Below are 22,565 nucleotides of genomic sequence, written 5' to 3' on the forward strand. Positions count from 1 at the left end.
GGCATCGGGCGATGCCGGTCAGGACGATTAGTGCAGCTCTGGCCAGTAGTCCTTATTGGCCGCGATCAGGTCATCCAGAATCGCTTTCGCGACGGACGCGCTCGGCACGGTTTTCGACAGGGTGATCGCCTGCCAGAGTTTCTGGTACGAGCGCTGCTCCCAGGCATCCACCACCAGTTTTTCCACCGCCACCTGCTGGCTCATCAGCCCTTTCTGGAAGTGCGGAATATCGCCCACCGTGAGCGGCTCCGGCCCGTTATGGCCAACCAGGCACGGGATCTCCACCATCGCGTCGGCATCAAAGTTATGGATGGCCCCGTTGTTAGGCACAATCAGCAGCATCCGCTCCTGGGTGTTGAAGGCAATCGCCGTCGCCAGATCGACGATGTACGACGCATGTTCGTCGATTTCCAGCTCACCGGCGGCGGAGTGACCGGCTTCAATAATTGCCCGGCAGGCGCTGAACACATGCTTTTCACGGTGATCCATGACCTCATTGGCGCGGGTGCGTTCCGGATTGGAGTGCGCGACCACATAGTCCGGGAACAGGTAATACTTCAGGTAGGTGTTCGGCATGGTATCCGGATCAAGCGCCTGTACATCTCTGGCCTTGGCAAAGGTATCGTTCCAGCTCGCTTCGGTATGCGCATCTTCCGAAGGCGGCACATAGCCGTTTTTCGCCACGTATTCGCGCAGTTTCGGCATCAGATCGTTGCCGTTGAGATCTTCAATCGACGTCCACCAGCCGAAGTGGTTCAGACCGTAGTAGCGCACGCGCATCTCTTTGCGGTTTTTCAGGCCGACAATCTGCGCCATGCGCCCTTCAATGCCGATCGGCATATCGCAGATGTTGAGGATTTTGGCGTTCGGACGCAGGCGACGCGTGGCTTCCGCGACAATCGCCGCCGGGTTGGAGTAGTTCAGCATCCACGCGTTCGGGGAGTACTGCTGCATATAATCCACCAGCTCCAGCACGCCGCCGATCGAGCGCATGCCGTAGGAGATGCCGCCCGGTCCGCAGGTTTCCTGGCCCAGCACGCCGTGGCGCAGCGGGATTTTTTCATCTTTTTCGCGCATCGGGTATTTGCCCACGCGGATATGCGCCATCACAAAATCCACATCGGTAAACGCCGCTTTAGGGTCGGTGGTGTAGCTGAATTCGATCTCCGGCGCCTGCTCCCTGAGGATGATTTTGCACGCTTCGGCGATGGTTTCCTGACGTGCGCCGTCGTTGTCATAGAACTTCAGCGCGCGCAGCGGGAAACGGTCACGGTTGGCTAACAGCATCAGGACGATACCAGGCGTAAAGGTGCTGCCGCCGCCTGCAATGACAACTGAGAATTTTTTCATGATATAGCCTCTGTCAGGGTGGTTTGTTCATTTGTTAAAGGAGTTTTCATCAACGATTCCAGCTGGTCGCGCACCTGAGGAACGTGCAGGCCGACAATCACCTGAATGCCGTTGCCGCGTCGCACCACGCCGTGGGCGCCGAGGGCTTTGAAGACGTCATCGCTTTGGGTTTTCGCCATATCCACCAGCGCAATGCGCAAGCGGGTGGCGCAGTTGTTGATGCTTTCGATGTTGGCCGCGCCGCCGAGCGCCTGCAGGAATCCGGCGGCCTGCCCGACCTGCTGGCTGGCCGCGGCCGGGACGGTGGTTTGCCCGCGCGCCGCCTTATAGTCGGCCTTGCTGTAGAGTTTGATTTCGCTCTCTTCCCGGCCCGGCGTTTTCAGGTTCAGACGTTCGATCAGCGTTTTGAAGACCGCGAAGTAGATGCCGGTGAAGCAGACGCCGATGCCGATCTGGGTGAATACCGTCGAGGCGTGGTTATGAAACATTGGGATCCAGTTTTGCGGCAGGAACTGGTCCAGCAGGCCGCCGCCCATGTTCCCGACCACGCCAAAGGCGTACATCACCGTTGCCATAGTCGCCGCCAGCACCGCATGGACGGCAAACAGCAGCGGCGAGATAAACAGGAAGGTGAACTCAAGAGGTTCCGTGATGCCCACCAGCACGGCGGTGAGCGTGGCCGGCACCAGCAGCCCCGCCACCTTGACGCGGTTTTCCGGCGACGCGGTGTACCAAATCGCCAGCGCAATCCCGACCGAGCCAAACACTTTTGAGTTGCCGTGCAGCGCGAACCCGCCTTCCGGGAAGAGGGTTTTCAGCGGCAGGGTGCTCTGGCTGAACTCCTGCAGGTGCTGTGCCCAGTAGACCTGAATCCCGCCTTCCACCGCCGCCGGGCCGAAGATGAACGGACCGTAGACGAAGTGGTGCAATCCGGTTGGGATCAGAATGCGTTCCAGGAAGGTATACACCCACACGCCCAGCGCACCGGCGGAGCGCAGAAACGCCTGCAGGGACTCAATGCCCATCTGTACTTTTGGCCAGCCCAGCAGCGTCAGCCAGGCGCAGGGGATCATGACGAAGAACGCGAGGATAACGACAAACGAGCTGCCCTGGAAAATCCCCAGAAAGACCGGCAGCGGCTTGTCGAAGTAGCGGTTGTGGATGGCGGTGACGATACCTGAGATCACAATGGCGCCGATGATGCTGGTATCGAGCGTTTTGATGCCGGCAATCATCGCCAGCCCGCTACCCGCCGTCGGCTCGGCGGAGAAGTCGACGCCGAAGAAGTGGCCCCAGGTCATCCCCATCGCGTTAATGAAGTAGTTCCAGGTCAGAAAGCTAATCAGCACCGCCAGACAGGCTCGGCCCTGCGCCTGCTTCGCCAGGCCAATCGGTAAGCCAACGGCAAAAATCAGCGGCATATTGCGAAACACCGCCCAGCCGCCCTCTTCAATGATGTGAACAATCTGCGCGAAAAGATGATCGGGGGCCGTTAGCGCTTCGCCGACAAACAGCGGGTTGCGAAGCATGATGGCGATTCCCACCACGATCCCGGCGAACGGAAACAGCAACACCGGGGTAAACATGGCACCGCCAAAACGTTGTATTTGACTGAGCATTTTTAAATCCTCATGAAACAACCTGTAGGGGTAGAGGCCTTTATGGTTTTTTGCTGGCCTGAGGTGAGCATAAGAACTTACTGATGCGCGAACATGGCGTGCCGCTGCGATTCGTGATCGCATTCATGGTTTTATTTTGACCAATCAGGTCTACTTTTTGAGGTAAACATGGACATGTCAGGACACAATCCACGCTCTGATAAGGGCAGAGAGGTCTACTGGTGATCTACAAATCTATCGCCGACAGATTGCGGCTGCGGCTGAATTCGTCGGACTACAACATCGGCAGCCCGCTGCCCGGCGAAAAGGCGCTGGCGCAGGAGTTCGGCGTGGCGCGAATGACCATCCGCAAGGCGCTCGATCTGCTGGTGAGCTGGGGGCTGGTTGAGCGGCGGCACGGCAGCGGAACCTTTGTCTCGCGCAAAGACGTTCACCACGAAACCACCAACCTGACCGGGCTGGTGGAGGTGCTGCGGCAGCAGGGAAAAGAGGTGCAGAGTAAGGTCTTACAGTTTGAAGTGATGCCCGCCCCGCCCGCTATCGCCAGCCAGCTGCGGATTCAGGTGGATGAGCGGATCTACTTTTCCCGGCGGGTGCGCTACGTGGACGGGAAGCCGCTGATGCTGGAGGACAGCTTTATGCCGGTGAAGCTGTTCCGCAATCTGTCGCTGGCGCATCTTGAGGGGTCTAAGTTTGATTACATCGAGAAGGAGTGCGGGATCACTATCAGCGGCAACTACGAGAGCCTGACGCCGGTGCTGGCAGATAAAACGCTGGCCGGTTATATGAACCTGCCGGAACAGACGCCGCTGCTGCGAATTACGTCTCTCTCCTACAGCGACAGCGGCGAGTTCCTCAATTATTCCGTAATGTTCCGAAATACCAGTGATTACCAGGTGGACTACCATCTGCGGCGCATCCACCCGGAAGATTTACTAGCTCATCCCCCAGAACAGCACCGCCAGTAGCTGCGGGGTGATGATGCGCAGGAACATCACCAGCGGATAGACGGTGGCATAGGAGAGCGCGGCCGCACCGCTGGTGGCGTGCAGGTTGTTGGCAAAAGCCAGCGCGGGTGGATCGGTCATGGAGCCCGCCAGCATCCCGCACAGCGTCAGGTAGTTCATTTTGGCGAACATCCGCGCCAGTATTCCCACCGTCAGCAGCGGGATCGCCGTGATAAAGATACCGTAGCCTACCCAGCTCATCCCTTCGCCCTTGACCAGGGTATCGACAAAATCCCCGCCGGACTTCAGCCCGACCACCGCCAGGAACAGCACGATACCCAGCTCGCGCAGCGCCAGGTTGGCGCTCGGTGGCATAAACCAGTAAAGCTTCCCGATACAGCCGATACGCCCGAGGATCAGCGCCATAATCAGCGGTCCACCCGCCAGGCCCAGCTTGAGCGCCACCGGGAAGCCCGGCACGTACACAGGAATAGAACCGAGCAGCACGCCGAGCCCGATACCGATAAACACCGGCAGCATCTGCACCTGCTGCAGCTTTTGCTGGGCGTTACCCACCATATCCGCCACGGCGTCGATGGACGACGGGCGCCCGACCAGGTTGAGGATATCCCCGAACTGCAGGCTGGCCTCCGGGCTGGCGACCAGTTCAACACCCGCACGGTTAAGGCGAGAGATCACCACGTCATAGCGCTCTTTTACCTGCAGATCGCGTATTTTCTTGCCAAGAACGTGTTCGTTAGTCACCACAACGCGTTCCACGCTCATATCGGTGCCGCGGGTTGAGAGCGAGGTATCCACTTCCTGGCCAATCACCAGCCGCGCGTTGTTTAAATCTCCGGGCTGGCCGACCAGGTGCAGCAGATCGCCCTGCTGAATGACGGTGCCGGGGCCAGGCACCATCAGCATATCGTCACGCTTGAGGCGGGAGCAGATGATATTGGCGCTGTTCAGAATCGGCACGTCCTGAATCGCCATATTGTTCAGGTTGGGGTTATCGACCCGAATGTTGATGGTTTTAATTGGCATATGGCCGTTGGTGAGCGTGGTTTCATGGTCCTTCGCCTCTTTGTCGACGTTAATGCGAAACAGGACGCGCACCAGCCACATGGAAAGCAGAATGCCGCAAATCCCAAACGGATAGGCCATGGCGTAGCTCATCCCCATCTGGTCGACAATGCCGGGTTCGATACCCAAATCGCGCAGGATTTGCTGCCCGGCACCGAGCGCAGGCGTGTTGGTAACCGCCCCGGAGAAAATGCCCAGCACCACGGGGAGCGGGATATCGAAGATTTTGTGCAGAATTGCGGTGACCAGCCCGCCCATCACCACAATGCCGAGGGCAAACAGGTTGAGCCGTAAACCGGAAACCCGAAGTGAGGCGAAAAAGCCCGGTCCCACCTGAATACCGATGGTATAAACGAAGAGGATCAGGCCGAACTCCTGGGTAAAGTGGAGCATTTCGGCGCTGAGGACCAGCCCGAGCTTGTCGGCGAAGTGCCCGACAAAAATGCCGCCAAACAGTACCCCGCCTATCCCAAACCCGACGCCGCGGATTTTGATATTACCTATCCACAGGCCAACAACAGCGACCAGGGCCAACACGCTGACGGTTAACGCGATATCACTCATGACCCACTCCCTTAGCATAACCTTAGTTATGCTAAGGATTCTCTCAGAGCCGGGGGCGGTTGTATGGGTGATGGCGCACAAAAAAGCCCTGCCGGGGCAGGGCTTTATCTTTTCACCCTCTCCCACAGGGAGAGGGCCAGGGTGAGGGCATCAGCCCGCACAGTGCTAACTGTTCAACGCCGGCCGCTCGCTAATGGCGATACGCTGCGGCGCGATGGCTTCCGGCACGTTGCGGATCAGGTCGATATGCAGCAGACCGTTGGTAAACGTTGCGCCGGACACTTCCATATGGTCTGCCAGGGTAAAGCTCAGGCTAAACGGCTGATTAACCAACCCCTGATGCAGCCATTTGGTCTCGGTCTCTTGTTTTTCCGGCGACCCCTTCACGGTCAGGCGAGTGCCTTCAAGCTGGATGTCCAGATCGTCCTGGCGGAAACCGGCCAGCGCAAGGGTAATGCGATAGTGGTTATCGTCGCTTTTTTCGATGTTGTACGGCGGAAACGTCTGTTGCTCGGTGGTGCTTTGCAGGGCGTTAGCAAGTTTGTCAAAACCAATCCACTGACGCAGCAGGGGGGATAAATCATAGTTACGCATACTAAATCTCCTTCTGAGAAGCGAGTTCGGCACAGTGTAATTTTGTGCACAGTTATTCCTGCAAATCCTGATGGATTCGCATATGCTCCCGTTACGGCAAGCAAGTTCGGGTGGGCCGCTCACGCGACCCGCGTAATTAGTTAATTTCGATACGGCGCGGTTTTTTCTCTTCCGGAATCACACGTTCCAGTTCGATAAACAGCAGACCGTTAACCAGGTTCGCGCCTTTAACGTGAATGTTCTCGGCTAACTGGAATTTGCGTTCAAAGTTGCGCTCGGCGATGCCCTGATAGAGGTAGGTACGTTCTTTCTGCTCGGCCGTATGGGAACCTTTCACCACCAGCAGGTTGTCCTGCGCGGTGATCTCCAGTTCGTTTTCTGCAAAACCGGCGACGGCAATGGCGATGCGGTAGTGGTTTTCGTCAACCAGCTCAACATTGTATGGAGGGTAGCCGTTGCTCTGGCTTTGGTTATTTTCTAAATGGTTAAACAGGCGGTCAAAACCAATTGCAGAACGGTATAGCGGAGAAAGATCGAAGTTACGCATAAATAAAACTCCTGAAATCAGCGAGAAATTGTAGCCTTCCACCATGGACAGGCCTTTGCGCCCCCGAACACCCATCAGGCGAGTTCGTTATCGGGCCACATTCTTAAAATGGGTCTGCAATCGGGCTTTTCAAGAACGACAGCTGCACTTTTTTTTGCACTTTCCTGCATCTCGCTTAGACTGGGACAACAGCACAAAGGGTTAAATTGCGATGGCTGCCACAGTGCGGGGTTATAGAGCTATCCATTTTGGATAAGGCTCGCTATAACCCTGAGTTGCAGGTCTATGCAGTGCCATTAACGATGACTGAGTGATGATGAAAAATGTTCTGATAAAGCTGACGACGTTCAGCGGGGTAGTTTTACTTTGCGGGTGTTCGAGCGTGATGTCTCACACCGGCGGTAAAGAAGGAACATATCCGGGGACGCGCGCCAGCGCGGCGATGATCTCCGATGACGATACAAACTGGGGCACCAAATCCCTGGTTATCCTGGATATGCCGTTTACGGCCGTGGCGGATACGCTTCTGCTGCCGTGGGATATGTTTCGTAAGGACAACTCCGTACGCTCGCGTGTAGAGAAAAGCGAGCAGGAAAATCTGGCGACAAACGCCGTCATCCCGCCCGCTGAAATGCCTCCACGCTAGTACTGCGCGGTTTCCGTCACCCAAAGCTGACGGAAACCGGCTGTCTCCTCCATCCACGCAATAACGCGCCCGTCAGGGGAAAACACGACCGCATCAGCAGACGGCGGGTTGCCGTGATCGGACGTCAAAAACGTCACCTCTCCGGTCTGTGCGTCGCAGCAGGCGATCCGATTTTCGAGCACAAACCCCAGACGATCGCCCGCAGGATGCCAGTTAAATGCTGACTGAATATCGCTCCCGGTACGCGTCAACTGGCGCGGCTCGCCTCCCTCAGGAGAGATCAGCCACAGCTGCACAATGCCGTTATCATCCCGCATCAGAAACGCAATCTGTGTCCCCTGCGGGTTGCAGCGAACCCAGTGACGCGGCACGTTCACCAGGCCCGGGTACGCCCTCTGATGCGTGAAGGTCAAACGACGCTGCTTCACACCCGCAGGCGGCGCTGGCAGGGTCTCCGTCGTGCCCTGTAGCGGCGCATCGCCCGCATGCTTCCAGCCCTGCTCGTCTTCCGGCAGATTTACGATAAACAGTTCCGGGACTTTTTCACCCTGCTCAGACAGGGTGTCGCCGATGAACGCCAGCCTGTCGTTGCCCACCCAGCCCTCTTCGTAGGCGCGGTTAATCTCGTCGCTGCCCGGCTGCGGGTTGGGCGTCGTGCGGCTGACCAGCACGCTCCAGAATGTACCTGAATATTCGCGCGGATGGTTCCCGCGCGGGTTCACCGGGCCGTAAGGCGCAGCCACGCCGACGTTGCGTAAATCAAGTTTAGGATCGCGTTCGTGCAGAACATGGTCGTTATAGGTAAAGCTGACGAGCTGCCCGTTTGGGCTGAAGACATGGACGTGGCTGCCGCCGCGCAGCGCGCCTGCGGTGTAAGGCGCTGTGATATCCATCGCGTCCAGGTTGCTCACATGACCGTTTTGCGCAACCACTCCCTGACGATGATGAAAATCGTAGTGCCAGTCTGCATCCGGGTTTTTCGGGCCGTGGATAAAGACATATTTCTCTTCTGCAGGATGAACGGTCACCACGCCGACATGCGCGCCGTCAGTCGCGCGATAAACCACCTCTACCTCACCCGTCGCGACATTGACCCGCTCGATGGTTTCACCGGTGAACGACGCACCGGACGGGCGCACGTCGTAGACCAGCCACTGGCTGTCCGGCGTCCAGGTATTGATGTTGGTCAGCTGGTGGTTGCGGGAAGCGAAGGTGATTTGTTTCATGAGGATACCCTGATGCACGGTGAATGCATCAGGGTAAAACATCCGCAGAGATTAGCCTACTCGTTTCACGTCGCCCACCAGCAGGATGTAGGAGAGTGCCCCGATCAGCGCCACGGCAGAAATATAGACCAGCGCCGGGCCGAAGCCGTAGTCCTGCGCCAGGTAGCCGATGACCAGCGGTACGGTGATCCCGCCCAGCCCGCCGACAAAGTTGAACACGCCGCCGGTCAGGCCAATCAGCCGCATCGGCGCAAGGGACGACACCAGCGACCAGGTGATAGAGGCGAAACCGTTACCGAAGAACGCCACCGCCATCAGGGTCATAATCCACACCGGATCGTTGGTGTAGTTGGCACCCATGATGCAGGTTGAGATCAGCAAGCCGCAGATGATCGGCGTTTTACGCGCCACGCCCAGCGAGTAGCCTTTTTTCACCAGCTTATCGGCCAGCCAGCCGGAGAGCAGCACGCCGAAGAATGCTGCGAGAAACGGCACGGTGGTCATAAAGCCCGCCTGCAGCGCCGCGATCCCCTTCTCCTGGGTCAGGTAGTTCGGGAACCAGGTGAGGAAGAACCACAGCGTGGAGGTCACCGCGAACTGGCCCAGATAAACACCCACCAGCTTACGATGGAAGACCAGCTTCCAGTCCGCTTTGGTCAGCGGCTGGCGCGCCTCTTTTTTCACCGGCGCATCGCCGTCCACCAGGCCACCGCCGTCGCGGATGTAGTCCAGCTCGGCTTTGGTGATGCTTTTGGTCAGACGCGGCGGCTGGTAAACCTTGAACCAGATCAGCGACCAGATAATGCCAATCCCACCCGTGACGATGAATACCCAGTGCCAGCTCAGCAGCTCCTGGATCCAGATCAGCAGCGGCGTCAGGAACGCCAGGCCGACAAACTGCCCGGAGGTGTAAAAGCCAACGGCGGACGCGCGCTCGTGTTCCGGGAACCAGCTAGTCACCATACGGTTGTTGGTCGGAAACGCGGGCGCTTCGAACACCCCGGTGATGGCGCGCAGGCCAATCAGCGACATCAGCCCGGTCGCGAAGCCCTGGAACAGGGTCGCCACTGACCAGCCGAAAATGGCAATGAAATAGGTCAGACGTGAACCCACGCGGTCAAGGAACCAGCCGCCCGGGATCTGACATAAAGTATACAGCCAGGCAAACGCCGAAAAGACGTAGCCCATTTCCGCTTTGGTGATGCCAAACTCTTCCTGGATATGGGCCGATGCCACGGCAAGGTTGGCGCGGTCTACATAGCAAATGACCACGGTAATAAAGATCATAATCAGCGTCAGGTAGCGGCGACGCCCGGTTTTTGTAGCGGTAACTGGAATATCCATCGCAATCTGTCTCCAGATTTTGGGCATAGCGAAGCCGCTCACCATGCCCTGTAATTTACAGAGGGTTATATTTTTGTATGTATGATTTTTGCCCGGAGGCTTATCGGGTCTACGGGATGGCGATTACCATTCCGCTACGCTGCCGTCCTCATGACGCCACAGCGGGTTACGCCAGTCTGGCGCATTTTTACTCAGCTCAATGACTTTGGCTTCGTCAATTTCTACGCCAAGGCCCGGCTTCGTTAACGGTTTAAAGAAACCGCCTTCCATGCAGAAGTCTTCTTTATTTTTCACAAAATCGAGCAGTTCCGCGCCCTTGTTATAGTGAATCCCCATGCTCTGTTCCTGGAACACCGCATTGCGGGAGACAAAGTCGACGTGCAAACAGGCAGCCAGCGCGATCGGGCCTAGCGGGCAGTGCGGTGCCAATGCCACATCGTAAGCCTCTGCCATCCCGGCAATTTTGTAGCATTCAGTTATGCCGCCCGCGTGAGAGAGGTCCGGCTGCAGGATGGCAATGCCGCCCGCTTCAAGCACGCGTTTGAACTCGAAGCGCGAGAACATACGTTCACCCGCCGCGATAGGGATGTGGGTCTGTTCAGCCAGTTTCGGGTAGTACTCGGCCTGCTCGGCCAGCACCGGCTCTTCAATAAACAGCGGACGATACGGCTCCAGCTCTTTGATCAGAACTTTGGCCATCGGCGCGCTGACGCGGCCGTGGAAATCCAGGCCAAACTCAATCTCGTTGCCGAAGGCTTCACGGATTTGCGCCACGGTGTTCACCGCCCGGTCTACCGCGCGCGAGTTGTCGATAATGCCCATCTCTTCGCAGCCGTTGAGCTTGAAAGTGTCGAAGCCGATGTTGCGCAGCTGCGTGATGCCATCAATCACTTCCGCAGGACGGTCACCGCCGACCCAGCTGTAGGCTTTGATTTTGTCGCGCACCAGGCCGCCCATCAATTGCCAGACCGGCGCGTTCAGCACTTTGCCTTTGATATCCCACAGCGCCTGGTCGATGCCGGCGATGGCGCTCATCAGGATCGGCCCCCCGCGGTAGAAGCCCGCGCGGTACATCATCTGCCAAAGGTCGTTAATGCGCGCCGGATCCTGACCAATCAGGTATTCACCCAGCTCGTGCACCGCCGCTTCTACGGTACGCGCCCGCCCTTCAATCACCGGTTCGCCCCAGCCCACAACCCCTTCATCGGTTTCGATTTTCAGGAACATCCAGCGCGGGGGTAAACGGTACGTGGTGAGTTTGGTTATTTTCATTTCACTGCCTCTCGATACGCTTTCACAAATGCTGCCGCCTGCTGTGCGGTACGCTCCACGGACTGTCCGGCACGATAAAGATCGCTGCCCAGCCCCGCGCCCACACAGCCAGCGCTCATCCACTGGCCCAGGTTTTCTGGCGTTACGCCGCCTACGGCAAAGATCGGCACGCTGGCGGGCAATACCGCTTTCAGCGCTTTGATGTAGTCCGGACCAAAAGCCGATGACGGGAAAATTTTGAGCGACTGTGCGCCTGCTTCGAGAGCAGTAAAGGCTTCCGTGGCGGTGGCGCAGCCCGGGCAGACGGTCATGCCGTGCCCCACCGCGCGGCGGATCACCTCTGGCTGAATGTTGGGCGTGACGATAAGCCTGCAGCCCATTTCCGCCAGCCGATCCACCTGCTCAGGCTGTAACACGGTGCCTGCGCCAATCAGCGCCTTATCACCAAAGGCCTTCACCACGGCCGGAATGCTTTTTTCCCACTCCGGAGAGTTAAGCGGGATTTCCACCGCGTCGAACCCGGCGTCAATAACCGCGCCGACGTGGGCTAACGCCTCATCGGGCGTGATGCCGCGCAAAATCGCGATAAGGGGAAGATCAGTTTGCCACTGCATGAGCGATGCTCCTTATTCCTGCCTGAAATGCCGTGTCGCCGGATATCGTTAAAACATCGCGCCCCACGGCGCGAAACGCCTGCTCGTAGCGCGACGTCAGCGATGCGCCTGCGACAATGGCGATGGCCTGCTCGTGCGCGATGAAATCACGCATGCTGGCAACCTCAGCGCCAATCAGCAGGCCGGAAAGAAACTCGCTGACCTGCTCGCGCGGGAGATTTCCCAGCACGTGCGAGGCGCGAACCTCAAAAAGGTGCGGCAAGACATCAGGAGAAGCGATCCCACGTTCAAGCCCGGCAGCAAACGCCTCTGCCGAGGCTTCCTGCTCAGGTAAACCGGCCCCAACCAGCGAATGGTTGAGCAGCAAATGGTGCAGCTCGCCGGTCATCACGGTGCGAAAGTCGTGGATTTGCTCAGCGTCAGCCTGGACCCACTTGCAGTGCGTTCCGGGCATGACGTAGACAGAAGAAGGAGAAAGCGCGCGCGCACCAAGCAGCTGCGTCTCTTCGCCGCGCATCACGTTGTGGTTGTCGTCGCGAGAAACGCACAAGCCGGGAATAATCCAGATATTGTCGCCAACGGACGTTAACTGCTCACCAATAGCGGAAAAATGGGCGGGAACCGGCAGGTAAGGCGCGATTTTCCACCCTACGTTGCTGCCGACCATACCCGCCATCACTACCGGCGTGGCGCTGTCGCGCCAGTTTTGTGTGACCTCTGCTAACACCGCCTCGGGGGATTTACCGTTCAGGCGCGTCACGCCTGCTTCTGATTGCCTGCTTTCCAGGCACTGCTCGCCCTCATACAGCCAGGCGCGCAGATTGGTCGATCCCCAGTCAATTGCGATGTAGCGAGATGTCATGTGATTTCCTTCAGCCTTCGTGTCGAGCTGGCAATCATGGTAAGTGCCGCCTGCTCTGCCGCATCGCCGTCCTGATGCCTTATCGCATCGAACAGCGCTTTATGTTCCTGGAGCGTTTTCGGCATGTTGGCCTCATCGCCCATCCAGGTACGTTCAAATACTGCTCGCTGTAGCGAGCTGATCGCTACGCTAAGCTGCTGTAATACCGGGTTATGCACCGACTGCAGCACCGCTTCGTGGTAGCGAATATCTGCCTCGTTAAACGCCTCCCGGTTCTGGTTATTGGCGATCATGTCGTTTAAAGCCGACTCGATCTGGGCCAAATCGCCGGAAGTTGCGCGTTCCGCCGCCCAGCGGGCGATGGCCGGTTCAACCAGGTTTCGGACTTCGCTCATCGCGCCGATAAGCCGCGGGTCGTAGTCATTTTCCAGCACCCACTGCAGCACGTCGGTATCGAGGTAGTTCCACTGATTACGCGGGGCAACAAACGCGCCGCGATAGCGCTTCATTTCAATCAGCCGCTTCGCCATCAGCGAGCGGAATACTTCCCGGATGATGTTGCGCGAGGTTTCAAACTCCTCACACAGTTCGGCCTCTGCCGGCAGCGGCGAACCGGGAACGTATTTGCCACCCACAATCTGGGTGCCCAGCGTGATGACGATGCGATCGGTTTTATTGAGTGTCATGGAGAGTCCTTGTGCTCTGTATGTCCATCACTACTTTACCGCGACCGCTGAATTTCACCTCACTTTTGCAGTACAAACGTGAGGGAGTTCGTCTTTGTCATGGCCGTAATGTAGTACAATCATTTAATGATGTACTACAATCAAGATCACAAAAAGAACAATTCAATAAATTCAGCGCAAAAAAAAGCCCCGGTTGATAACCGAGGCTGATGATTAAAAATAAGCGTTACTGCAGCACAAACTTCTCGATCGCGTAAGCAACGCCGTCTTCCAGGTTGGATTTTGTCACGAAGTTGGCCACTTCTTTCACGGATGGAATGGCGTTATCCATCGCCACGCCCATACCGGCGAATTCGATCATCGCGATGTCATTTTCCTGGTCGCCCAGCGTCATGATCTCTTCCTGTTTAATGCCCAGCGCATCGGCCAGTGATTTGACACCGGTGCCTTTATTGACGCGTTTATCGAGGATTTCGAGGAAGTACGGCGCACTTTTCAGCACGGTGTACTTCTCTTTTACCTCCGCCGGAATGCGCGCAATCGCTTTATCCAGGATCTCCGGCTCGTCGATCATCATCACTTTCAGGAACTGCGTGGCCGGGTCCATTTTCTCCGCTTCACAGAACACCAGCGGAATGGTCGCAACGTATGATTCATGTACCGTGTAGTAGCTGATATCGCGGTTGGCGGTATAGAGCGTATTGCGATCGAGCGCGTGGAAGTGGGAACCCACTTCACGGGACAGTTTTTCCAGGAACAGATAGTCATCGTAGCTCAGCGCGGTTTGCGCAACCGTACTGCCGTCAGCGGCTTTCTGCACCAGCGCGCCGTTATAGGTGATGCAGTAGTCGCCCGGCTGATTCATGTGCAGCTCTTTCAGGTAGCTGTGTACGCCCGCATACGGACGCCCCGTGGTCAGGACCACATTCACGCCCTTTGCGCGCGCCGCGGCGATCGCGTTTTTAACGGCTGGAGAGATAGTGTGATCTGGCAGCAGCAGCGTGCCGTCCATGTCGATTGCGATGAGTTTGATAGCCATGAGTTCCCCGGAATAAATGAGTGCTGCCTCATGCTAACGCGATTAAGCACACAAAAATAGAGCTATATTGCGCAACAGGAATGCCCCTTTTACGTTTATTCCGGGGAACAAAGGCTTACTCGCGGGTGAGAACTATTTTACCGAACGCGCCGCGATCGAGGTGTTCAAACGCCTGTTCAAGCTCGTTAAAACGGTAGCGATGCTCGATCACCGGCTTCAGCCCCGTGACGTCAACTGCGCGGACAAAATCTTCCAGCGCCCGGCGATGCCCCACGCCAATCCCCTGAATGACGGGGGATTTCAGCAGCAGTTCGCCAGCAGAGAGCGTAATCTCCGTCCCGGCCAGCACGCCAATGACGGAGATATGTCCGTGAACGGCAACGGCGCGCAGGGAATGCTTCAGGTTCTCTCCGCCTACGGTTTCAATAATATGGTCGATGCCGCGATCCTGCGTGAGCGCCAGCGTATTTTCCGCCCAGTCGCCTTTCAGACGGTTGATGCCCTGGCTGGCTCCCAGCTTTTTGGCCAGCGCCAGCTTTTCATCACTCCCCGAGGTGACAAAAACCTCAGCCCCGTGCGCTTTTGCGATTTGCAGGGCGAATATCGCCACGCCGCCCGTGCCCTGCACCAGCACCGATTGCCCGGCGCGCAGCTGGCCGCGTTCCACCAGCGCAAACCAGGCGGTAAGCCCTGCGCAAGGTAAGGTGCTGGCCTCGGCGTCATCCAGAGTCTCCGGGGAGGCCACCAGCGCGCCTTCATTCACAATCACATACTCGGACAGCATGCCCTGAAAGTATCCGCCGGACGTTTTATAGGGCAGATTGCGCGCGTCCGCCTGCGGCTTACCGTCGATCCACTCAGGGAAGAAGGTTGAGATGACGCGCGCGCCGGGCTGGAAGCGCGTGACGCCTTCACCAATGCTGTCCACCACGCCCGCCATGTCAGATGCCGGGGTAAACGGGAAGGAAAGCGGGATCGGCATTGTGCCTTCAACAACCATTTTATCGCGATAGTTAAGCGCAACGGCATTTACGCGCACGCGCACTTCACCCGGGCCCGGCTGTGGGACGGGCGCCTGAGTCAGCTTGAGGTTCTCGCGCCCGAGGGCATCCATGGACCAGCGTTGCATTGTCTCTGTCATTTAATTTCTCCTGCCATCAGATGAGCTTTAGTCCTGACAGTCTACCGTTGACTAAAGGTCGCCAGTGGCGATAAGTTTTCTCTTTATTGACGCCATAACAGATACAATCGATGACCGATACGCTGAAGGACATTCCTGTTTTTGTGGCCGCCGTTGAGGCGGGAAGTTTTGCGCAGGCTGCCATTCGTCTGCATTTGTCACGCTCGGCGGTCGGAAAAAGCATCGCTCGCCTTGAACAACGGCTGGGGGTACGTCTTTTTCAGCGCACCACCCGCAGCCAGAGTCTGACCGATAACGGCGCCCTTTTTTATGAACGCTGCCTGCGCGCGCTGGAGGAGATTCGGAGTGCGGAATCGCTGCTTGAGACGGGGAAACAGCAGGTCAGCGGTCGCCTGCGCATTTCCATGCCGGTGCTGTTTGGCCGCCAGTGTGTCGCCCCGCTGCTGATAGCGCTGGCTCAGGAACACCCCGGGCTTGAGCTGGAAATGTCATTCAGCGACCGCGTGGTGGATCTGGTCGAGGAAGGGTTTGATATGGCGGTGCGTAACGGCACGCTTCAGGACAGCAGCGTGCTGGTCGCCAGAAAGCTGGGAGAACACCGCATGGTGCTGTGCGCCGCGCCGGAGTATCTGCTGAAGAAAGGCCAGCCACAAAGCGTTAATGATTTATCCCAGCATACGGCCATTAACTATTTGAGCGCAGGCAGAGTGTTATCCTGGCAGCTGATGGATAACGAAGGAAAGTCGCACACCTTTACGCCCCGATCGTCGCTCAATATGGATGATTTGCAGGCGATCTGCGACGCTGCGCTGGCCGGACACGGCATTGCATGGCTGCCCTGCTGGATGGTCGTCAAAGATATTCACCAGGGTAAACTCGTCCCGCTCTTAAAGCAGGCACCGGATGTGCATTTCAACGTTCATGCCGTGTGGCAGCAGACGCCGCATCTGCCGCTGAGGGTAAGAATAGCGATAGATACTCTGGCGAGCCGTTTACCGTCCGTGATGTCGCTGGATATGCCTGCGCCCACAAAAAAGCCGCGCTAAAAGCACAGGTTAACGATCTGATTCATACAGGCAAACCTGCTTACCAGGCGAAAATCTGCTTATAACAGTGAAGTACACATCCCGGCTACGTTCTGACGTCCACAACTCCCCGGCGGGAGCTTTTCTCGCAAAGGAATAGCCACGCGAAACAAGGTATTGTTTAAGTGCAGCGGTATCAGATACCCCGCTAAAGCACACGCCAGCGGTTTCCGGCTGTCCATTTGCAGCAGAGTGGCTGAAGGTATAATCCGGTGAAAGGCGTGGTACCTGCTTAATCGATTCTGGGGTGTAAAGATGATAGCGAACCCTATCTGATTCACGGTATGTCATCTCAGGCTCATACGGCAAAAGGAGGTATATGACCGTGACAATCACGATGGCCAGCCCTGAGAATATGGCTAACTTTTTCATGCTCAACGTCGTCCTGAGTGGGTAAAGAAGGAATGATATGTGTGCCGTTATCGTTAAGAATACGAACAATGTCTGAACTGAAGTTATCAAACGGCGTTACCCACTTCATAAAGCGGGGAAGCGAGCCTTTATAGGGTTCATGCCGGATATTTAGGTCATCAGGGTCGGGAAACATCAGTGGAAGAAAACCCCGGTTCTTGAAATTACCGATCGGTCCGTAATGATCCCAGCGGCGTAGTGCGCTTTCACGGCTGACAGGCCTCAACTGAGCCCGGTAATCCGAAGGAATCAGCGCCCTGTAAAAACCGAGCAGATCCGACACCAGGTCTTCTCCGCTGAACCCGCTATCGGTGTACCAGCTGAAAAAAGCGCGAGACTGGTAATTTTCAAAATTTCTCGCGGTATCCATCATCATGGCCAGGGCAATGCTGTTAATTTCTGACATCGAGCGCCCACGTTTTATTTCCCAGCGAACAAACTTACCCGTTCCGGCAAGTCCTTTCCCGATATTCATTCTCTGATTGTATGCAATCGTGTAATAAGGTCTGCCACTGGCTTCGCCGCTGCTGAAATCAGCCAGAAGCAGGGAAATATCTTCGCCCCTGGCATGCCCCAGGTCAATCCAACCGAGGACCTCACTGTAGATGAGGCCACTGCGGGTCGTTACCTGCCATTCATCGGCCCCGATAATATCGCTCCTGCTGCTCATTCGGTGTATTCCTTTTTCCGTAACGATTTCAACTCTAACAGACCACCATACTCTTCGTCAGGGTATGTTCGGGATATATTCTCCTGGTAGAGGGTTATGCCAATGAGATCGACTTTGTTCTATTGATACACCAATTTAAGCAAAAAAAGAGAGGGACATCGTGCCCCTCTCTTTTTGTTCTTAACCGACTGCATTCTTTATGAGATGTCATTTCATTTGAAATGAGACCCCACAATAACAACCGTTAAATATCGATATTTGCCGCTTTCAGGGCGTTCTCTTCGATGAAGGCACGACGTGGTTCAACCGCATCGCCCATCAGGGTCGTGAACAGCTGGTCTGCAGCAATCGCATCTTTAACGGTGACGCGCAGCATGCGGCGGCTTTCCGGATCCATGGTAGTTTCCCACAGCTGCTCCGGGTTCATTTCACCCAGACCTTTATAACGCTGGATCGCAAGACCACGACGAGACTCTTTCACCAGCCAGTCCAGCGCCTGCTCGAAGCTGGTTACCGGCTGACGACGTTCGCCACGTTCGATGAACGCATCGTCTTCGATCAGGCCGCGCAGCGTCTCGCCGAGCGTACAGATACGACGGTATTCCGGACCGGTCACAAACTCATGTTCCAGCGGGTAGTCGGTGTCAACGCCGTGGGTACGCACGCGAATAATAGGCTCGAACTGCTTATCGGCGTTCTGCTGGATATCGCATTTCCACATGCTGCCGTGCTGCTCTTTCTCGTTGAGATCGGTCACCAGGGCGTTCACCCAGCGGGTTACGGTCTGCTCGTCGCTCAGATCGGCTTCGGTCAGGGTTGGCTGATAAACCAGCTCCTTCAGCAGCGTTTTCGGATAGCGGCGTTCCATACGCGTGATCATTTTCTGCGTCGCGTTGAACTCGGACACCAGACGCTCCAGCGGCTCGCCGGCCAGTGCAGGGGCGTGCGAGTTCGCATGCAGGGTTGCGCCATCAAGGGCGATTGCGATTTGGTACTGATCCATCGCTTCGTCGTCTTTAATGTACTGTTCCTGCTTGCCTTTCTTCACTTTGTACAGCGGCGGCTGGGCAATGTAGACGTGGCCACGCTCAACGATTTCAGGCATCTGACGATAGAAGAAGGTCAACAGCAGCGTACGAATGTGCGAGCCGTCGACGTCCGCATCGGTCATGATGATGATGCTGTGGTAGCGCAGTTTGTCCGGGTTGTACTCATCACGGCCGATGCCGCAGCCCAGCGCGGTAATGAGCGTCGCCACTTCCTGAGAAGAGAGCATCTTGTCGAAGCGCGCCTTCTCAACGTTGAGGATTTTACCCTTCAGCGGCAGGATAGCCTGGTTCTTACGGTTACGGCCCTGCTTCGCAGAACCGCCCGCGGAGTCCCCTTCCACGAGGTACAGTTCGGACAGCGCCGGGTCGCGTTCCTGGCAGTCAGCCAGTTTGCCCGGCAGGCCTGCTAAGTCCAGCGCGCCTTTACGACGGGTCATTTCACGGGCTTTACGCGCCGCTTCACGGGCACGCGCCGCATCGATAATTTTACCCACCACGATTTTCGCGTCGGACGGGTTTTCCAGCAGGTATTCGCTCAGCAGTTCGTTCATCTGCTGTTCAACCGCCGATTTCACCTCGGAAGAGACCAGCTTGTCTTTGGTCTGTGAGGAGAACTTCGGATCCGGCACCTTCACGGAGACAACGGCAATCAGGCCTTCACGGGCGTCATCACCGGTAGCGCTGACTTTCGCTTTCTTGCTGTAGCCTTCTTTGTCCATGTAGGCGTTTAGGGTACGGGTCATCGCCGCACGGAAGCCTGCAAGGTGCGTACCGCCGTCACGCTGTGGAATGTTGTTGGTGAAGCAGTAAATATTTTCCTGGAAACCGTCGTTCCACTGCAGCGCCACTTCCACGCCGATACCGTCTTTTTCGGTGGAGAAATAGAAGATATTCGGGTGAATAGGCGTTTTGTTCTTGTTCAGATACTCAACGAACGCCTTGATACCGCCTTCGTAGTGGAAGTGGTCTTCTTTGCCGTCACGCTTGTCGCGCAGGCGAATAGAGACGCCGGAGTTCAGGAACGACAGTTCACGCAGGCGTTTCGCCAGGATGTCGTACTCGAATTCGGTGACGTTGGTGAAGGTTTCGAGGCTCGGCCAGAAACGCACCATGGTACCGGTTTTGTCGGTATCGCCAGTAACGGCCAGCGGTGCCTGCGGCACGCCGTGCGTATAGAGCTGACGGTGGATCTTGCCTTCGCGCTGGATAACCAGCTCCAGCTTCTGCGACAGGGCGTTAACCACGGAGACGCCTACGCCGTGCAGGCCGCCGGAAACTTTATAGGAGTTATCGTCGAACTTACCGCCTGCGTGCAGCACGGTCATGATCACTTCCGCGGCAGAGACGCCCTCTTCCGGGTGAATACCGGTTGGGATGCCACGACCATCATCGGTGACGGAGACGGAGTTATCCGCATGGATGGTGACCACGATGTCTTTACAGTGACCCGCGAGCGCTTCGTCGATAGCGTTATCTACCACCTCGAATACCATGTGGTGCAGACCGGTGCCGTCATCCGTGTCGCCGATATACATACCCGGGCGCTTACGCACCGCATCCAGCCCTTTCAGGACTTTGATACTGGAGGAGTCATAAGAATTCGACATCAACGTTTCTCGCTCATTTCAACTTGGGTTAATCCGTTATTTTACCCTTTTCCACGGTAAACATCTTCGAATTTTCGTCCGACATGTCTATAACGTGTTCAGCGCTAATGGCGCTGACGAAAACCTGCGACTGCGTGGCTTTTAAGCGGCTGGCAAGCAGCCCGCGCCGCGCGTCATCAAGTTCCGAGGCAAAATCATCTATCAGGTACAGGCAGCGTCTTCCGCTCTCGCGGGTGAGAAACTCTCCCTGTGCCAGGCGCAGCGCACACATCAGGAGCTTGAGCTGCCCGCGCGACAGCGTGTCTTCCACCGGTGCACCGTCGGCACGAATGCGGAAATCCGCCTTGTGCGGGCCGTGCGCGGTGTAGGTCAACATGCGGTCGCGCTCGAAGCTTCTCTCTAACACCTCGGCATAATCCGTCTCTTTCTCCCAGCCGCGCTGGAAGGAGAAGGTGAGAGAGAATTCAGGTAAAAACTGTTTGCAGGTGTCGGCCATATCTTCGGCGATACCTGCGCTGTATTCGGCACGCCAGTTGCTGATTTGTTCCGCGAGAGGGATTAACTCCATGTCCCACGGACGCAGCTGGGCGTAACGGGTAACCTGGCGCAGTGCAGCGTTACGCTGCTTGAGCAGACGCTTCAGGTTGCTCCAGGCGTTAAAGAAACCGGCTTCGTTGTGAAAGCATCCCCAGTCGAGGAATGCTCTTCTGTATTTGGGGCCGCCGTTGAGTAAAGTAAACCCCTCCGGCGTAATCAGCTGCATTGGCATCAGCAGCGCCAGCTCCGCCACTTTATGGCCGTCGGTGCCGTCGATGCGCACCTTACTGTCGCCCTGCTTGTCTTTGGTCAGGCCGATGGCGGTTTCCCGCCCCGCCCCCTGCAAACGCCCGTGCAGGACAAAGGATTCCTGCTCGTGGCGAATGACGCGACCAATCTGCAAACTGCGAAACGCCCGACCGTGGCCGAGCGTATAGATGGCCTCAAGCACGCTGGTTTTGCCGCTGCCGTTTGCGCCAACCAGGAAGTTAAAGCCAGGGGATAAAGCGAGATCCGCGCTTTCGATATTGCGAAAGTCGCGGATCAACAGACGGGTGAGCGACATTACAGTCTCATTGGCATGACAACATAAGCAGCCGACTGTGATGCGGCATCTTCAATCTGTACGCTTGAAACGGAGTCGGTCAGCAGAATGCGCACGTTCTCGCACTTCAGCGCATTCAGCACATCCAGCACGTAGCTGACGTTAAAGCCGATTTCCATCTCGGTTCCGGCGTAGGTGACGTCCAGAATTTCTTCTGCCTCTTCCTGCTCCGGGTTGTTAGCGGTGATTTTGATCTGGTTTTCACTCACGTACAGGCGCACGCCGCGGAATTTCTCGTTTGAAAGAATGGCCGCACGGGCAAAGGCCTGCTTGAGGCTGTCGCAGCCTGCTTCCAGCGTTTTGTCCGGATTCTTCGGCAATACGCGGCGATAATCAGGGAAACGACCGTCAACCAGCTTCGAAGTGAAGACAAAATCGCCCACGTGTGCGCGGATATTGTTGCTGCCGATCTGCACGCGCAGCGGCGTGTCGCCGCCGTCGAGCATACGCATCAGCTCAATCACCCCTTTACGCGGCACGATCACCGAATGGTTTGGCAGCGCGTCGCCAATCGGCATAGAACAAACCGCCAGACGGTGGCCGTCGGTGGCTACGGTACGCAGCTCTTCACCTTCGGTTTCGAACAGCATGCCGTTTAAGTAGTAACGGACGTCCTGATGCGCCATGGAGAACTGCGTGGCTTCAATCAGACGCTTCATCGTCGCCTGCGGCAGGGTGAATTCAACTTCGCTCTGCCAGTCGTCCAGGTTCGGGAAGTCCGCAGCAGGCAGCGTGGAGAGCGAGAAACGGCTGCGGCCAGAGCGCACCAGCATACGGTCGCCTTCCAGCTGCACGGCGATTTCAGCGCCTTCCGGCAGCCCGCGGCAGATATCAAAGAATTTACGTGCCGGAACCGTGGTCGCGCCCGCGTCGTGCGGCTGCGTCAGCGTAACGCGCGCGATCATTTCCATTTCCAGGTCTGTACCGGTCAGCGACAGCGTACCGTCCGCGACCTGAAGCAGCAGGTTTCCGAGAATAGGCAGCGTTGGGCGGCCACCTAATGGGCCACTCACCTGTTGCAGCGGTTTTAATAAATGTTCACGTTCAACGGTAAATTTCATAGCG

The 22,565-nt window shown here is 56.9% G+C and carries 20 protein-coding genes and 1 other annotated feature; of the genes, 3 read left to right on the forward strand and 17 right to left on the reverse strand.

Translation table 11 applies throughout. The annotated features are described in order from the left end of the window. Positions 1–27: 27 nt before the first annotated feature. Both ACOTZC_RS15700 and ACOTZC_RS15705 read right to left on the reverse strand, forming a co-directional pair. Complete coding sequence (locus tag ACOTZC_RS15700; protein WP_023309820.1) at positions 28–1,350, reverse strand: 6-phospho-alpha-glucosidase; 1,323 nt, start codon at positions 1,348–1,350, stop codon at positions 28–30. Next, on the reverse strand, positions 1,347–2,969 hold the full coding sequence (locus ACOTZC_RS15705) for an alpha-glucoside-specific PTS transporter subunit IIBC (protein WP_126303955.1): 1,623 nt from the start codon (positions 2,967–2,969) through the stop codon (positions 1,347–1,349). The genes ACOTZC_RS15700 and ACOTZC_RS15705 overlap by 4 nt, the downstream gene beginning before the upstream one ends. A 221-nt stretch (positions 2,970–3,190) precedes the next feature. Between ACOTZC_RS15705 and ACOTZC_RS15710 the strand changes: the two genes are divergently transcribed. Continuing rightward, the gene (locus ACOTZC_RS15710) at positions 3,191–3,937 is read left to right on the forward strand and encodes a GntR family transcriptional regulator (RefSeq protein WP_063440101.1); all 747 of its coding nucleotides are present in this window, start codon (positions 3,191–3,193) and stop codon (positions 3,935–3,937) included. Here the strand turns inward: ACOTZC_RS15710 and ACOTZC_RS15715 are convergent. The 3 genes from ACOTZC_RS15715 to ibpA form a co-directional block, all read right to left on the reverse strand. Continuing rightward, positions 3,905–5,566 (reverse strand): putative transporter, encoded by a 1,662-nt coding sequence (locus ACOTZC_RS15715; RefSeq protein WP_421635868.1) that lies wholly within the window; start codon positions 5,564–5,566, stop codon positions 3,905–3,907. The two genes, ACOTZC_RS15710 and ACOTZC_RS15715, sit on opposite strands and share 33 nt — an antisense overlap. 165 nt (positions 5,567–5,731) lie before the next feature. Then, positions 5,732–6,160 (reverse strand): small heat shock chaperone IbpB, encoded by a 429-nt coding sequence (gene ibpB, locus ACOTZC_RS15720; RefSeq protein WP_023309816.1) that lies wholly within the window; start codon positions 6,158–6,160, stop codon positions 5,732–5,734. A 136-nt stretch (positions 6,161–6,296) separates the two neighbouring features. Beyond that, on the reverse strand, positions 6,297–6,707 hold the full coding sequence (ibpA, locus tag ACOTZC_RS15725; RefSeq protein ID WP_008500162.1) for a small heat shock chaperone IbpA: 411 nt from the start codon (positions 6,705–6,707) through the stop codon (positions 6,297–6,299). Further along, positions 6,701–6,772: a sequence feature (ROSE (Repression Of Heat Shock gene Expression) occurs in the 5'-region of heat shock genes and acts as an RNA thermometer to modulate expression.), on the reverse strand. Its footprint overlaps the gene before it by 7 nt. 248 nt (positions 6,773–7,020) lie before the next feature. Here ibpA and ACOTZC_RS15730 point away from each other — a divergent pair. Then, the gene (locus ACOTZC_RS15730) at positions 7,021–7,353 is read left to right on the forward strand and encodes a YceK/YidQ family lipoprotein (RefSeq protein WP_024907391.1); all 333 of its coding nucleotides are present in this window, start codon (positions 7,021–7,023) and stop codon (positions 7,351–7,353) included. Here ACOTZC_RS15730 and ACOTZC_RS15735 read toward each other — a convergent pair. The 8 genes from ACOTZC_RS15735 to ACOTZC_RS15770 all read right to left on the reverse strand — a co-directional run bounded on the left by ACOTZC_RS15735 (position 7,350) and on the right by ACOTZC_RS15770 (position 15,537). Then, on the reverse strand, positions 7,350–8,579 hold the full coding sequence (locus tag ACOTZC_RS15735; RefSeq protein WP_047635108.1) for a DUF3748 domain-containing protein: 1,230 nt from the start codon (positions 8,577–8,579) through the stop codon (positions 7,350–7,352). The two genes, ACOTZC_RS15730 and ACOTZC_RS15735, sit on opposite strands and share 4 nt — an antisense overlap. 51 nt (positions 8,580–8,630) lie before the next feature. Continuing rightward, positions 8,631–9,968 (reverse strand): MFS transporter, encoded by a 1,338-nt coding sequence (locus ACOTZC_RS15740; protein WP_080298643.1) that lies wholly within the window; start codon positions 9,966–9,968, stop codon positions 8,631–8,633. A gap of 78 nt (positions 9,969–10,046) precedes the next feature. After that, complete coding sequence (gene dgoD / locus ACOTZC_RS15745) at positions 10,047–11,195, reverse strand: galactonate dehydratase (RefSeq protein ID WP_045400449.1); 1,149 nt, start codon at positions 11,193–11,195, stop codon at positions 10,047–10,049. After that, positions 11,192–11,809, reverse strand: coding sequence for a 2-dehydro-3-deoxy-6-phosphogalactonate aldolase (locus tag ACOTZC_RS15750; RefSeq protein WP_126303959.1), 618 nt, complete (start codon positions 11,807–11,809; stop codon positions 11,192–11,194). The genes dgoD and ACOTZC_RS15750 overlap by 4 nt, the downstream gene beginning before the upstream one ends. Further along, a complete protein-coding gene (locus tag ACOTZC_RS15755; RefSeq protein WP_126303961.1) occupies positions 11,793–12,671 on the reverse strand; it encodes a 2-dehydro-3-deoxygalactonokinase in 879 nt (292 codons plus the stop codon). The genes ACOTZC_RS15750 and ACOTZC_RS15755 overlap by 17 nt, the downstream gene beginning before the upstream one ends. After that, on the reverse strand, positions 12,668–13,357 hold the full coding sequence (dgoR, locus tag ACOTZC_RS15760) for a D-galactonate utilization transcriptional regulator DgoR (protein ID WP_003861109.1): 690 nt from the start codon (positions 13,355–13,357) through the stop codon (positions 12,668–12,670). The genes ACOTZC_RS15755 and dgoR overlap by 4 nt, the downstream gene beginning before the upstream one ends. A gap of 226 nt (positions 13,358–13,583) precedes the next feature. Beyond that, on the reverse strand, positions 13,584–14,396 hold the full coding sequence (gene yidA, locus ACOTZC_RS15765; RefSeq protein ID WP_421635869.1) for a sugar-phosphatase: 813 nt from the start codon (positions 14,394–14,396) through the stop codon (positions 13,584–13,586). 115 nt (positions 14,397–14,511) lie between these two features. Then, positions 14,512–15,537 (reverse strand): zinc-dependent alcohol dehydrogenase family protein, encoded by a 1,026-nt coding sequence (locus ACOTZC_RS15770; protein WP_126303963.1) that lies wholly within the window; start codon positions 15,535–15,537, stop codon positions 14,512–14,514. Positions 15,538–15,647: 110 nt separating this feature from the next. On the opposite strand from ACOTZC_RS15770, the gene ACOTZC_RS15775 reads away from it, so the two are divergent. Further along, the gene (locus tag ACOTZC_RS15775; RefSeq protein WP_421635870.1) at positions 15,648–16,583 is read left to right on the forward strand and encodes a LysR substrate-binding domain-containing protein; all 936 of its coding nucleotides are present in this window, start codon (positions 15,648–15,650) and stop codon (positions 16,581–16,583) included. Between the two features lie 337 nt (positions 16,584–16,920). On the opposite strand, the gene ACOTZC_RS15780 is transcribed toward ACOTZC_RS15775, so the two are convergent. The 4 genes from ACOTZC_RS15780 to dnaN all read right to left on the reverse strand — a co-directional run bounded on the left by ACOTZC_RS15780 (position 16,921) and on the right by dnaN (position 22,561). Then, positions 16,921–17,703, reverse strand: coding sequence for a hypothetical protein (locus ACOTZC_RS15780; protein ID WP_241238615.1), 783 nt, complete (start codon positions 17,701–17,703; stop codon positions 16,921–16,923). Positions 17,704–17,947: 244 nt separating this feature from the next. After that, a complete protein-coding gene (gyrB, locus tag ACOTZC_RS15785) occupies positions 17,948–20,359 on the reverse strand; it encodes a DNA topoisomerase (ATP-hydrolyzing) subunit B (protein WP_045400464.1) in 2,412 nt (803 codons plus the stop codon). Between the two features lie 28 nt (positions 20,360–20,387). Continuing rightward, positions 20,388–21,461 (reverse strand): DNA replication/repair protein RecF, encoded by a 1,074-nt coding sequence (gene recF, locus ACOTZC_RS15790; RefSeq protein WP_126303967.1) that lies wholly within the window; start codon positions 21,459–21,461, stop codon positions 20,388–20,390. Continuing rightward, positions 21,461–22,561 carry a DNA polymerase III subunit beta gene (dnaN, locus tag ACOTZC_RS15795; RefSeq protein WP_023309804.1) on the reverse strand — a complete coding sequence of 367 codons (1,101 nt, stop codon included), beginning with the start codon at positions 22,559–22,561 and terminating at the stop codon, positions 21,461–21,463. The genes recF and dnaN overlap by 1 nt, the downstream gene beginning before the upstream one ends. Positions 22,562–22,565: the final 4 nt, after the last annotated feature.

The sequence above is a fragment of the Enterobacter cloacae complex sp. SHL009 genome (genome assembly GCF_049237205.1).
GTDB lineage: Bacteria > Pseudomonadota > Gammaproteobacteria > Enterobacterales > Enterobacteriaceae > Enterobacter > Enterobacter cloacae_M.